Genomic DNA, 11,939 nt, shown 5'->3' with positions numbered 1-11,939 from the left:
GAAAAAGGGACCCATTAAGGTCCCTTGACATTAAAATACTTGTTCTACTTCTACGATGCCAGGAACTTCTTCCACTAACGCGCGTTCAATCCCTGCTTTTAATGTAATTGTCGAACTTGGACAGCTGCCGCATGCACCGAGCAGACGAAGTTTTACGATACCATCTTCTACATCAACAAGTTCGCAGTCTCCCCCGTCACGCAAAAGGAATGGACGTAATTTATCTAAGACTTCCATTACTTGATCTTCAATCAAAGCTTCAGTCATTTATATCGACTCCTTTCATTATAATCATTATAATGTGATTAGAGAGAAAAAGCCACTAATGAATTCATAGGAGGTTCAAAATTATGCAGAAAGAAATATCCATCGAAGTCTACGGAACCGAAGTTATTTGTGCCAGCTGTGTCAATGCACCGTCTTCAATCGATACGTACGAATGGCTGGAAGCCGCCATCTCAAGAAAATACAAGGATCAGCCATTTTCAATTACCTACATCGATATTGAGAAACCTGTTTCGCTAGATCACCAAAAAGATTATGCACAACGTATATTGGACGATGAATTCTTTTATCCGCTGGTGTTGGTCGAAGGAGAAGTGGTTGGTGAAGGCTATGTCCAATTGAAGCCTGTCTACCGTGAACTTGAAAAACATGGATTTACTGAAGCCAATGAAAAAAGCGCTCAATCATGAGCGCTTTTTTTCATTATCCATTATGCCATTTATACATCCACAATACGCCGGACTTCATTAATCGGGCGATGCGGCCTGTAACTGTGCGGTCAGCCAAATAAGCGAAGCCTTGTTTTTTGCCCAAAGAGCCAAGGAATCCTTTAAGTTTGATTTCAGGCATGGTTTCAGGCAATGGTTCACCTTTCCATGTCGCTTTCAAAATCTTCACAATTTGTTCAGCCTGTTCTTCCGCCAATTGGGCAGAAGGTGCCATCGGCAATGCGGCACAATCCCCGACAACATAGACATGTTCATCGTTCGGCAGCTGATGATATTGGTTGATGACGATCCGTCCGCTATTGTCGCTCTCAAGACCAAGGTCACGGACCGGCTTGACTGGTTGGATTCCCGCTGTCCAAACCACAGCATCAACTGGAATCGTCTCTTCATGGTTATAAAGAAGGTTTGGTTCAACTTTTGTGATGTTGGAGTTTGATACTACATCAACATTGTGGTTCTCGAACCATTTTTTCACAAAGTTACTCAAGCGTTCAGGGAAATCACGCAAGATCCGTGGACTGCGGTCGAACAACTTAATCTTCAAATCGCTTCGGCTTTCACGCAATTCGCTGGCCAGCTCGATTCCGCTGAGCCCCGCTCCAACAACACCGACTACAGCGCCTGATGGAAGACCAAGCAATGCTTGGTAAGTTGCACGGGATTTGCCGATCGTCTGAATGCTGAAAGTGAACTCATCCGCTCCCGGCACGCTATGGTATTTGTCCTCGCAACCGAGTCCGATCACCAGATCGTCATAGGCAACGCGTTCGCCGCTTTCCATGAAAATGCATTTTTCCTGCAGGCCAATTTCCAGGATTTCGCCATTTACCACTGTCAGCCGCTCATGTTCCGGAAAAGGAACACGGACTTCATGGTCTGCTTCTGTTCCAGCAGCCAATGCATAAAACTCGGTCTTCATGCTATGGAATGGTGTCCGGTCAATTAAAATGATTTCTGTATCCTGAGGAAGGTTGGTTGGCAATAAACGAAGCAAAATCCGCATATTGCCGTAACCGCCTCCAAGTAAGACTAGTTTTCGCATAAAAATCTCCTTTAATTTTCGTCTGTCGCATCAATTTCTCAAATATGAGTATAGCTGATTGTGATAACTTTCACAATGCTTTTACTAGAAATCAATTAATTGACTCCAGCTGCGAAAAAAGGTAGGATTTCGTTGTAGTGAGGTGACTTAGAATGAAACCGATTGTAGAATTTTGCATCAGCAATATTGCCAATGGCGCACAAGATTCTTTTGAAAAACTCGAACGGGATCCCAATCTCGACGTTTTGGAATACGGCTGTTTAAGCTATTGCACAAAATGTTCCGAGTCTCTTTATGCCCTGGTTAACGGAGAGATTGTTGAAGCGGACTCTCCAGATGAACTGACGAAAAAAGTCTATGAATTCATAGAGGAGAACCCTTTGTTTTAAGCCGTTGAAAAACGGCTTTTTTGCTGCCTTGAAAGCTGTCAAAGCCAGCGGCATCCATAACAGAAAGTTCGGGAAAATATAAAACTGCCTTAATTTATATTTCCCAAAATCCAAGATTTTCAATCGCAAAGTTTGGAGGCTGTTCTTTTCTCAGCACTTCCTCCATCCGGCTGACACCGGTATTGACATGGACCGTGTCGATCCCAAAACGAATACCCGCCTGGATATCCGTATCGTAGTTATCGCCGACCATCACCATATCCTGTTTGTCGAAACCGAACTCCAGCTGAATGGCTTCCAGCATATGCATCTCCGGTTTTCCGATATAAACGGGATCTACTCCAGTCGAAGCGGCTACCAAAGTTGTGAATGCCCCATTTCCGGGCAGTAACCCTTTTTCAGAAGGAAAAGCCAAATCCTGATTGGTCGATAAAAAGACTGCCCCATTCCGAATTTGCAGACAGGCTGTTGCCAGCTTGTCGTACGTAATATTGCGGTCAATCCCCATCAGCACGATTCCCGCCTGATCGCCTACCCGCGTCAAACCTTCCTGGCGCAATGCTTGATCCAAACCATCTGAACCGATCATATAGACTGTATCTCCGGCATACCAGCGTTTGATGTATTTTGCTGCAGCAATCGCAGAGGAAATGATCTGTTCTTTTTTTGCCCGGATTCCGAAGCCAGCCATTTTGTCTTTTAGCTGCTGTTGCGTCATGGATGCATTATTTGTAACAAAAAAAGGCTCTACACCTTTTTCCTGCAGCCGTTCGACAAAACCTGCCGCTTCTTCAACCGCTTCCGATCCACGAAAAATTGTCCCATCCAAATCAAGGCAATAAGCTTGATACGTTTTAATTGCCATCCTTCGTCTCCGGTATAAATGCTGAAACAGGCCCCAGTTCATGAACCAGATAATGTTCGACTTTCGGGCCAAATGCTTTCAACGATTCCAGGTTTTCATCGATTGCATTCGTAATGGCCTGGTGATCAACTTTCATAAATTGCCGCACCAGCATTTTCCGCAATGTAATAACCTGCTTCAGCGGTTGATCCATTTCTTCTGTAATCACTTTTTCGTCCACCAATATATCGATAATATCATCGTAGCTTCCAGGGTCGCGCATGATAAATCCATCAATCATGGAGTTGCCGACATCAATAATCGACTCGATGATGTTCGCTCCAATCCGTTCCAATGCCAGCTGGTCGCCGAACGAAGTCCACTGCTCTTGGCTTTCGTAATGCTTCAATAAAGAATTCATATACTGAATCGTTTCAGTGATGTTGTTGCGGTCAATAAAATACATAAAAAACCCTCCAATAGGCGTTTAAAAATCTTTCATTTCTACCTTAATCATATCATATTGCATGAAAAAACCCCCGGCGGATTATACGTCCGCTTCGGGAGCCTGCTGTTCTGATTCTTCAATCGGCATTACCGCTTTACCGGTTTTCCGGATAACGAAATAGGCGCAGCCAAAATTGCAGTATTCATAGAGATAATCCTGCAGTGTACTGATTTTCGTATCATAGGTTGCTTTGTGGTTAGTGTCTTCGAAAAACCCTTTTAATCGCAATTGGCCGTAACCCCAATCCCCCAGGATATAATCGTATTTCGAAAGAATTTCGCTATAGCGGGCAGTTAATGCCTCTTCTTTGAAACCTTCCCGGTAATCGATCAGTATTTCATAGTTCAACTGTTCCAGTGTAATCATTTTTCTCACCATCCATTAGCTGTTTATAGCAGCTGCTTGCTCTTCTCCGAGTCGCTGACGCTCTTTAGCAGCTGCATTGACTTGCTCATCCGCATGATAGCTGCTTCGCACCAGAGGGCCTGCCTGGCAATGCGAGAACCCTTTGGCCATCGCAATTTCCCAAAATTCCTTGAATTCCTTCGGCGAATAATATTTCTGTACATTCAAATGTTTTTTTGTGGGCTGTAAGTATTGGCCAATCGTCATGATATCCACATCGTTAGCACGGAGATCGTCCATGACTTCAATGATTTCTTCCTTGGTCTCCCCTAAACCGATCATCAAAGATGATTTTGTTGGAATATCCGGATGCAGTTCTTTCGAACGCTTCAACAATTCCAGTGACCGGTCATATTTGGCTCGTGCTCTGACTCTTGGCGTCAAACGGCGCACAGTTTCTATATTGTGGTTCAAAATATCCGGTTTAGCATCCATCAGCCGTTCCAGATTTTCATAGATTCCACCCATATCAGATGGCAGGACTTCAACAGTTGTAAATGGGTTGGCTCGTTTAATCGCACGTATTGTCTCTGCAAACACAGCAGAACCGCCATCTTTCAAATCATCACGTGCGACCGCCGTGATGACCGCGTGTTTCAGGTTCATCATTTTTACAGAAGCTGCTACCCGTTCCGGCTCCTGAAGATCCAACTCATTCGGCAACCCGGTTTTCACTGCACAAAAACGGCATGCTCTTGTACAGACGGCACCGAGGATCATGAACGTAGCGGTTCTCCGCGTTCCCCAGCATTCGTGGATATTCGGACACCTTGCTTCTTCACAAACTGTGTTCAAGTTATTTTCTCGCATCATTTTCTTTAAATCGGTATAGTTTTCATTGGTATTGAGTTTAATCTTTAACCAATCGGGCTTTCTAAGATGTTCCTGCTTTGTTGACACGCACATCGTCCCCTATCTATCTGATTTACGGATGGAATCCGGTTCTATTCCAAATGTATCATAAAGGCATGTTCCTCACAAGCTCACCTACTGCCATGAGGGCATAAAGAAACCCGGAAACTTGGAGTTTCCGGGCCTTTAAATTAAACGTTATTTGCAGCATCTCTTACTTTATTCTTTTTGCTGCTTCTAACTGCATGAATGATGCTAGCAGCTAGGCCACCCCAAATGATGACCATCCCAATAATCATGACGACAATCGAACTTACTGTCATATGAAGCTCCCCCTTTTAATTGCGCTCGTCATATTCGCCTTGTTCTTTATGCCATTTACCGATAGAGAAAAGGATTCCAAAGATCAATGCAGCTGCAGCAACAGCCACACCACCTGTTAAGGTGAACATATCGGAATATCCTTCGTAATTTCCGGTTTCCGTTTCAAACTCTTTCAGGATATTCAGTTTCAAAAGTCCAAACATCATATAACCCAGAACGATTGGCGTAATGATTCCTAAGCTGAATTTCCACCAGGCGCCAAGTCGGATATCCGAGATTTCGTTGGCATGGCCTTTGAGAAGATCCGCTTTGCGGAAGACCCAAACAACCAGCACAACTTCCACTAATCCGATTGCTGCAACCCCAAATTGGTTAATGAAGTAATCTGCCAGATCCAGGAAGTACAATCCACCTTGTGTCGCAAACAAAATCGAAATCAAAGCGGCAAGTCCGCCTCCGAATAACACCGCTTTGTTACGGGAAATTCCAAATTTCTCAGAGAATCCAGCGACATAAGTTTCAGTGATTGATATTAACGAAGTCAAACCCGCAAGTGTCAGAGACAAGAAGAACAGAGTCCCGAACAAGCCATTGAATCCTGGAAACTCATTGATGATCTGTGGAAAAACCACAAAAGCAAGACCGACGCCTGCAGTTGCGACATCACCTACAGCGACGCCCTGCTGAGCAGCCATAAACCCAAGAGCTGCAAATATTCCAATCCCTGCTAATAATTCAAAAGCAGAGTTGGCAAATCCTGTGATGAATGCATTATTTGTGATATCTGATTTTTTCGGAAGATAACTTGAGTATGTGATCATGATAGCGAATGCTACTGATAAACTGAAGAAAATATGCCCGTAGGCCGCTACCCAAACCGTTGGATTCAGTATGGCATCAAAATCTGGTTGGAAGAAGGCTTCCAATCCTGTCAATGCGCCATCCAATGTGACCGCTCGAATTACAACAGCAAGGAAAATGACCACCAATGTCGGAATGAAAATCCGGTTGGCCAGTTCAATTCCTTTTTTAACACCTGCCAGCAGAATCCCCAATGTAATGATCCACACCAATGCCAATGGAATGAATACACCCCAGACAATTCCGCCGGTCTGTCCCGGTTGAACTGTCAGCTGTAAAAAATCATTGAACAGGAAATCTTGTGTATCCGTACCCCATGCCTGATTGAAAGAAAATATAGTATAGCGCATTGCCCAGGCGATGATTACAGCATAATATACGGATATGATAAAGGACACAAAGACAGCCCACCATCCCATCCATTCCAACTTCTTGCCGCCCATTCTAAAGAATGACAACGGTGCTGACCCACGATACTTATGGCCAATGGTAAATTCGAGTATAAGAATCGGTATCCCTGCAGTCAACAATGCAAATAGATACGGTATGAAAAATGCACCCCCGCCATTTTCATACGCAACATACGGAAAACGCCATATGTTCCCAAGACCTACTGCAGAGCCGACGGCAGCCATGATAAAGCCGGCACGTGTACCCCATTGCGAACGTTCCATCTCTCTTCCCCCTTTGTTTTCTCCCATTTTATTTACATAAAAATAGGAATTTTGATTATTTTCAGATTATTAGTTAATCTAGAAATAGTATACCGAGAGGCTCCTTTAATGTAAAGATGAAATCAAAATATTTTCTAAAAAAACTATTGCAGCAAAAGTAAAAAGGCAGAGAATAAGCTTCTCTGCCTTCTTTTACTTAAGCATTTTGTTGTTTTTCAATAATAGTTGTCCGTCGTGACCAGACAATGAATAACACTGCCAGCACCAAAGCCACTGTTCCTAATGACAGCAGCAAAGAACCGGTCAAACCTATGACAATATACCCTATTGCAGCAATGACTGCAGCTGTTAATGCATACGGTATCTGTGTTAAGACATGGTCCATGTGATTGCTCCCCGCTCCAGTTGAAGACAAAATCGTCGTATCGGAAATAGGTGAACAATGATCTCCAAACACAGCTCCCGCCAAGACTGCAGATAGCGCCGGCAGCAGCAGCGAAGGTTCCGCTTCAATCATAATGGTTCCAGCAATCGGCAACAGGATGCCGAATGAACCCCATGAAGTTCCTGTTGAGAACGCCATGATTCCTGCGAGAACAAATAATAAGACTGGCAGAATTGAAGTTGGAATATTGCCATCAGAAACCACACCTGCTAGATAAGCGCCAGTTTCAAGAGAACCGATCAAAGAAGTCAAAGACCAGGCAAAGACTAAAATGAGTACGGCTCCCATCATTGATTTAAGGCCAGCCCAGATGCCTTTTCCGATCCATCCAACAGTAGCCGTTTCGTTCTTTTTCATCTGCAGAACATAGAGAATGATTGACGTCAATGCACCCAAAATCCCGCCTGCTAACAGGGAAGCGGGAACATCGGTATTTTCAAAAATCAACCAAATATCGAAAACTTGTCCAGCATTCTGATAACCTGTCCAGATCATCGCGCCTACAGTACCGACAATCAACAATAGAATTGGAAGCAATAGGTCTCTTACATGTCCATAAGAATGCGAAGGGAACTCTTCTTTCATTTCACCAGGTATGGTTTTCTTAGGGTCAAAAAGCTGTCCCTTTGTAATTGCCAACACTTCGTGTTTCCTCATTTCTCCGAAATCCACATCCCGGATAGCTACAAAGAAAACAATCGCCAACGAAGCAACTACATAGAAATTCATCGGTGCCATCCACAGGAAAGCTTCTAAAGCGGAATACTCCACAAAAGTCTGGCCAGCTAAGATCGTAGCAACAATCCCTATGATTGCAGCTCCCCAACTTGAAACTGGCGAAATTACACAAACTGGCGCTGCAGTCGAATCGATGAAATAGGCAAGTTTCGCACGTGAAACTTTGTAGCGGTCGGTGATTGGGCGTGCAACCTGTCCGACAGCCAAAGCATTGAAATAATCATCGATGAAGATGACGATGCCTAAAACCACTGTAAGGACTTTTGCGCCTCTTCTCGACTTGATGCGTGTCGAAGCCCACTCAGCAAAGGCATGGCTGCCGCCGGATAAGCTGACGAACGCGGTGATGATGCCAAGCAATAAAAGAAAAAGAATGATAAAGACATTATAAGCGTTAAAGCCTTCGTCCCAAAAAATGATCGTAAATGATTTGACAAGCTCCTGTAAAGCATCAATTGGTGCAAACCAAGTCAAAATTACGGCTGCCGCGACAATACCTGTACCCAGTGACAACAGGACACGGCGTGTCAATAACACCATAACGATTGCAATAATCGGCGGCAAAATCGAAAAAATCGTATTCTCCATGAAAACTCCTCCTTATTTTTTGATGGGTGAAAAATGAGACAAAAAAGGCCGACCTCTCCAGTTGGATCAGTCAGCCTTCTACAATTCGTCTGTGCGATACACATCAAACAACCCTGTAGCCCTCCATTTACGCTTCCGCCTAAATGACAGTATCATTCTTGTTCAGAATGATCCCAATCCAATTTCCGGAGACCCCAGAAAATCGATTTCGGCAAAACTTCCTTTCAGATGCGGTCAACGCGGTCAAACTCGCACATCCTACTGATCAGCTCTGCAGCCTCTACCCACCAATATATATTTCTTTGTTAGCATAGCCCAAAATACTGACAAAATCAAATGCCTTTTTAGTCTGAATATTCCTTCTACTTAAGGGCTTTGCTGTGAAAATACTGACTGAAAACATCCCGCAGGAACTCAGGCATGAAATACGTTTTAGGCGCTCTCTTTAAACTCGGGAAAAAATAACCGAATGTCAACATATCCAACGTCACCAGTTTATAGATTTGGTCATGCATCGCCAGCTGTCCATTGATATAAAAATGGTGATCAGTTATCTCCATATTCATATGAAGCATCTTTCCAAAAACCACACCACGGAATCCCATACCTTTTAATTCAAGCTGTGGCCATTCCGCATTCAGCGATTGCAGGTAGATTTCTTTCAACTCCGCTCCACTCAGTTCGACAAGACACGGATTGATCGGATGTGGCAGCATTTTATGGAAATCATAGCGAGTCAGAGCACCTTTCGGCATATCTTGCATAAAAATTCCAGCATTAAAAAGCGCACAGTCTGCTTCCGTAAATTCGATCAATGCCTGTCCGAATAATAGGCCCATCTCGGAGTCTTTAAACCACTCTGCTTTTAAGCTTTTCGTACTGTGGAAGACCAGTTCTCCCAATTGCAGTTTTCCCTGCTCGACCAGGAATTCATCAAATCCTTCCTCCACTTTTCTTAGTTGGGAAGTCTCGATCAGTTGTGCAGAAGATTTCTCAAACTGCTCCTCTACAGTGACATGGCCGATGTAAAAACCAAACTTACCGGCAGCCCCCATCAGCGTATTTCCTTGCCACTTCCCGTCATGAAAAATATGATGGGTATGAGCACCTAAAATAAGGTGGATCTGTGGACAAAGCTCGGCTAATAATTCATCTTCCTTGACACCAAGATGAGACAGGCAGACGATTAGATCCACTTCGTTTTCAATTTCCTTTACTGTTTCTATAATCGATTGTTTTGCATCGGTGATCTTCCAGCCAAGTTTCTGATAAAAGGGGGTGAATTCTGCAGTCGCTCCCACCAGTCCGATGCGTGTGCCATTTTTTGTATGAATGACGTGGAAAGGCTTTGCCCAATCTGGCCGGCGCCCTTGCAGGTCAAATAAATTCGATACCACTACCTCAAAATTTGCTTCAACATATAAATCATTGAGTTCGTCCTTGGACAAGGTGATGCCTTCATTATTGCCGATAGTAACGGCATCGTAATGCGCTTCGTTAAGCAAAAGCACATTACCCTGGCCAGCTGTTCCTTCCGTATATGGATGCGAGCGATCAACGTGGTCACCAATATCCAGAATCAAACAAACATCGCCAGCCTCTTCATGCCAGCTTTTCCGCTCAGCCAGAAAAGACTTGATGCGCGGCCAATTCTTGAAATGGCTATGCAAATCATTGGTATGGTAAATATGAATGGTTTCGCTCATGAAAACACCTCTTTAAGAACTAAATATTCCTTCGTAAATCGATCGAAGCCCCAGAACCAGGAGCACTAGACGTAAAATAATGACCAACGTTTCGGAGTTAAGGTGTTTGTTTAGACGAGCTCCGAGTTTCGCACCAATGTATGCACCTGGGACTACTGCCGCTGTGTAGATCCATGGCACATGCCCCAATGAGATATGAGTGATGGAGTTGATGATGGCCGATAAAAAAACCATGAACATCGATGTTCCGATCGCCACATGAGGCGGAAATAAAAACAATAGAATCATGGCAGGAACAATGATGGATCCTCCACCGATTCCGAAAAGCCCTGAAGCAAAACCCACAAAAAAGGTCAGCAGCAAAGCAAACCAAATAGGGTAACCATATACATATTCTTTCTGCTGCTTATCTATAAAAGTCGTTTGGCGCCCGTTATCGACAAACCAATGGACTTCCTTCAGATGCCCCCTGATCAATAAAAGCAAAGAGAGCAAGACTAGCAGAATGCCGAAATAAAGATTGAATGAAGGAAGATCCAGGTTTTTATTGACAAAGGCACCGATTATCGTTCCCGGTGCACTGCCTGCAAAGAAAATAATACCACTTTTGTAATCGACCGTCCCGACTTTCATGTAAGCTAAGGTTGAAGACAGACCAGTGAAAATCATCATAATAACGGATAAGCCGACAATTTGTTGAGGAGATAATTCAGGGAAAAAAGCAAAGCCTGTTCCAAGAAATAATAGTGCCGGAACCAGAATGACGCCTCCCCCTAAACCAATCAAAGCGCCTACGATACCGGAAACGATTCCGACAAGCGCCATGATGATAAAGACCATCAAAATCCTCCTTCAAACAGATCCATCTGTTTCGGCGAAAGGCCTTCAAATGCCAATCCGTTCATTTCCTGAAACTGTTTGGCGTCGCCTGCCGCATGTCCTCCCGAATTATTATTGAAGATGACATAGACATTTTCTGTGGTGTCGGACAATGCCTTTACGGCGCGGCTTATTTCTTCTAATTCTTTTTGATTGTAATCATAGAGATAGCGTACTTCGCGCCATTTTTGGCCATGCCCCGGATTGAGCCAGCCGTGCACATTGCGGCCGTGAAGACGCAGCAAGACTTTGTCTTTGCGTGTAGACACCGGAACAAGGGGAATGGAACCATCCCCTGCCTGCGGTTCATCACAAACTGAATGGATCAGATGGTTTTCTCGCAGAAACTCCAATGTCTTTTCGCTCATTCCTTCAGCATACCAGGATTGGTGGCGGAACTCGATAGCCATATCAAATTCCTTCAGTCGCTCCGTTATTTCACGAAGCTGGTCGACATTTTCTTTTTGGCAGTCGAACCATGGCGGAAACTGCAATAGCACCATCGCCAGTTTACCGGCTTCTTTCAACGGACGAATGGATTTGCTGAATGCATCAAACATCTCATCGCGCGTTTCAAATGGATTCTCTCCCCGTTGGTGGCCGGTCATGCCCTGATAGGCTTTCACCACAAACTGAAATTGATCAGGAGTTTCCTCAATCCACTTGCGGATATTCCGCTCGGGCTGTACAGCATAGAAAGAGGAATCCAATTCAACAATTGGAAAATGTGCGCTGTAATCAATCAATTTTTCTGTTTTCTTTGAGCCTGGGCTATAGACATCCGGATGATCTCCCCAACCCGTCAAACCTACATAGATCATTGTCCCGCCTCCATTTTTTCGTTATTATTTTATGATAGCATAGAAAAAAATCAGCGTCTTTATAATAGATTTCTGCCGATGGATTAAGCAGAACTGAGGGAATCTATTCTTATTATTCAGTTCCCTGCT

At 44.0% G+C, this 11,939-nt stretch carries 14 protein-coding genes and 1 riboswitch; of the genes, 2 read left to right on the top strand and 12 right to left on the bottom strand.

Annotated features, from left to right (window positions below):
• Nucleotides 1–30: 30 nt before the first annotated feature.
• On the bottom strand, nucleotides 31–267 hold the full coding sequence (locus IRE19_RS15080) for a NifU family protein (protein WP_142828952.1): 237 nt from the start codon (nucleotides 265–267) through the stop codon (nucleotides 31–33).
• An 83-nt stretch (nucleotides 268–350) separates the two neighbouring features.
• Here IRE19_RS15080 and IRE19_RS15075 point away from each other — a divergent pair, with 83 nt between their 5' ends.
• The gene (locus IRE19_RS15075) at nucleotides 351–695 is read left to right on the top strand and encodes a YuzD family protein (RefSeq protein WP_203341021.1); all 345 of its coding nucleotides are present in this window, start codon (nucleotides 351–353) and stop codon (nucleotides 693–695) included.
• Between the two features lie 13 nt (nucleotides 696–708).
• Here the strand turns inward: IRE19_RS15075 and IRE19_RS15070 are convergent, their stop codons facing one another.
• Nucleotides 709–1,776: an NAD(P)/FAD-dependent oxidoreductase gene (locus IRE19_RS15070; protein ID WP_203341020.1), complete on the bottom strand. Its 1,068-nt coding sequence runs from the start codon at nucleotides 1,774–1,776 to the stop codon at nucleotides 709–711.
• Nucleotides 1,777–1,928: 152 nt separating this feature from the next.
• On the opposite strand from IRE19_RS15070, the gene IRE19_RS15065 reads away from it, so the two are divergent.
• Nucleotides 1,929–2,165 carry a YuzB family protein gene (locus IRE19_RS15065; RefSeq protein ID WP_058385862.1) on the top strand — a complete coding sequence of 79 codons (237 nt, stop codon included), beginning with the start codon at nucleotides 1,929–1,931 and terminating at the stop codon, nucleotides 2,163–2,165.
• Between the two features lie 94 nt (nucleotides 2,166–2,259).
• Here IRE19_RS15065 and IRE19_RS15060 read toward each other — a convergent pair whose 3' ends face one another.
• The 10 genes from IRE19_RS15060 to IRE19_RS15015 all read right to left on the bottom strand — a co-directional run bounded on the left by IRE19_RS15060 (nucleotide 2,260) and on the right by IRE19_RS15015 (nucleotide 11,810).
• Complete coding sequence (locus IRE19_RS15060; protein WP_191716503.1) at nucleotides 2,260–3,030, bottom strand: TIGR01457 family HAD-type hydrolase; 771 nt, start codon at nucleotides 3,028–3,030, stop codon at nucleotides 2,260–2,262.
• Nucleotides 3,020–3,475, bottom strand: coding sequence for a DUF86 domain-containing protein (locus IRE19_RS15055; RefSeq protein ID WP_191716504.1), 456 nt, complete (start codon nucleotides 3,473–3,475; stop codon nucleotides 3,020–3,022). The genes IRE19_RS15060 and IRE19_RS15055 overlap by 11 nt, the downstream gene beginning before the upstream one ends.
• 81 nt (nucleotides 3,476–3,556) lie before the next feature.
• The gene (locus IRE19_RS15050; RefSeq protein ID WP_191716505.1) at nucleotides 3,557–3,883 is read right to left on the bottom strand and encodes a YutD family protein; all 327 of its coding nucleotides are present in this window, start codon (nucleotides 3,881–3,883) and stop codon (nucleotides 3,557–3,559) included.
• 15 nt (nucleotides 3,884–3,898) lie between these two features.
• Nucleotides 3,899–4,822, bottom strand: coding sequence for a lipoyl synthase (gene lipA / locus IRE19_RS15045; RefSeq protein WP_191716506.1), 924 nt, complete (start codon nucleotides 4,820–4,822; stop codon nucleotides 3,899–3,901).
• 143 nt (nucleotides 4,823–4,965) lie between these two features.
• On the bottom strand, nucleotides 4,966–5,097 hold the full coding sequence (locus IRE19_RS15040) for a methionine/alanine import family NSS transporter small subunit (protein ID WP_203341019.1): 132 nt from the start codon (nucleotides 5,095–5,097) through the stop codon (nucleotides 4,966–4,968).
• Nucleotides 5,098–5,112: 15 nt separating this feature from the next.
• Complete coding sequence (locus IRE19_RS15035; protein WP_203341018.1) at nucleotides 5,113–6,633, bottom strand: sodium-dependent transporter; 1,521 nt, start codon at nucleotides 6,631–6,633, stop codon at nucleotides 5,113–5,115.
• Between the two features lie 196 nt (nucleotides 6,634–6,829).
• Nucleotides 6,830–8,404 (bottom strand): Na+/H+ antiporter NhaC family protein, encoded by a 1,575-nt coding sequence (locus IRE19_RS15030; RefSeq protein ID WP_203341017.1) that lies wholly within the window; start codon nucleotides 8,402–8,404, stop codon nucleotides 6,830–6,832.
• Between the two features lie 108 nt (nucleotides 8,405–8,512).
• Nucleotides 8,513–8,695: riboswitch (Lysine riboswitch) on the bottom strand.
• A 71-nt stretch (nucleotides 8,696–8,766) separates the two neighbouring features.
• Nucleotides 8,767–10,110, bottom strand: coding sequence for a bifunctional metallophosphatase/5'-nucleotidase (locus tag IRE19_RS15025; RefSeq protein ID WP_203341016.1), 1,344 nt, complete (start codon nucleotides 10,108–10,110; stop codon nucleotides 8,767–8,769).
• 12 nt (nucleotides 10,111–10,122) lie between these two features.
• On the bottom strand, nucleotides 10,123–10,950 hold the full coding sequence (locus IRE19_RS15020) for a sulfite exporter TauE/SafE family protein (RefSeq protein ID WP_203341015.1): 828 nt from the start codon (nucleotides 10,948–10,950) through the stop codon (nucleotides 10,123–10,125).
• Complete coding sequence (locus IRE19_RS15015; RefSeq protein ID WP_191716512.1) at nucleotides 10,950–11,810, bottom strand: DUF72 domain-containing protein; 861 nt, start codon at nucleotides 11,808–11,810, stop codon at nucleotides 10,950–10,952. Before IRE19_RS15015 ends, IRE19_RS15020 begins: the two co-directional genes overlap by 1 nt.
• Between the last annotated feature and the right edge of the window lie 129 nt (nucleotides 11,811–11,939).

Origin of the sequence: Planococcus beijingensis, from assembly GCF_016820615.1 — a bacterium.
GTDB lineage: Bacteria > Bacillota > Bacilli > Bacillales_A > Planococcaceae > Planococcus > Planococcus notacanthi.
Note: the sequence above shows the minus strand (reverse complement) of the source record. Positions and strands in the feature narration are given on the sequence as shown.

What these genes read in the sequence shown, in the direction of transcription:
- IRE19_RS15080 (WP_142828952.1), bottom strand. Translation starts at nt 267, where the DNA reads ATGACTGAAGCTTTGATTGAAGATCAAGTAATGGAAGTCTTAGATAAA.
- IRE19_RS15075 (WP_203341021.1), top strand. Translation starts at nt 351, where the DNA reads ATGCAGAAAGAAATATCCATCGAAGTCTACGGAACCGAAGTTATTTGT.
- IRE19_RS15070 (WP_203341020.1), bottom strand. Translation starts at nt 1,776, where the DNA reads ATGCGAAAACTAGTCTTACTTGGAGGCGGTTACGGCAATATGCGGATT.
- IRE19_RS15065 (WP_058385862.1), top strand. Translation starts at nt 1,929, where the DNA reads ATGAAACCGATTGTAGAATTTTGCATCAGCAATATTGCCAATGGCGCA.
- IRE19_RS15060 (WP_191716503.1), bottom strand. Translation starts at nt 3,030, where the DNA reads ATGGCAATTAAAACGTATCAAGCTTATTGCCTTGATTTGGATGGGACA.
- IRE19_RS15055 (WP_191716504.1), bottom strand. Translation starts at nt 3,475, where the DNA reads ATGTATTTTATTGACCGCAACAACATCACTGAAACGATTCAGTATATG.
- IRE19_RS15050 (WP_191716505.1), bottom strand. Translation starts at nt 3,883, where the DNA reads ATGATTACACTGGAACAGTTGAACTATGAAATACTGATCGATTACCGG.
- IRE19_RS15040 (WP_203341019.1), bottom strand. Translation starts at nt 5,097, where the DNA reads ATGACAGTAAGTTCGATTGTCGTCATGATTATTGGGATGGTCATCATT.
- IRE19_RS15035 (WP_203341018.1), bottom strand. Translation starts at nt 6,633, where the DNA reads ATGGAACGTTCGCAATGGGGTACACGTGCCGGCTTTATCATGGCTGCC.
- IRE19_RS15030 (WP_203341017.1), bottom strand. Translation starts at nt 8,404, where the DNA reads ATGGAGAATACGATTTTTTCGATTTTGCCGCCGATTATTGCAATCGTT.
- IRE19_RS15025 (WP_203341016.1), bottom strand. Translation starts at nt 10,110, where the DNA reads ATGAGCGAAACCATTCATATTTACCATACCAATGATTTGCATAGCCAT.
- IRE19_RS15020 (WP_203341015.1), bottom strand. Translation starts at nt 10,950, where the DNA reads ATGGTCTTTATCATCATGGCGCTTGTCGGAATCGTTTCCGGTATCGTA.
- IRE19_RS15015 (WP_191716512.1), bottom strand. Translation starts at nt 11,810, where the DNA reads ATGATCTATGTAGGTTTGACGGGTTGGGGAGATCATCCGGATGTCTAT.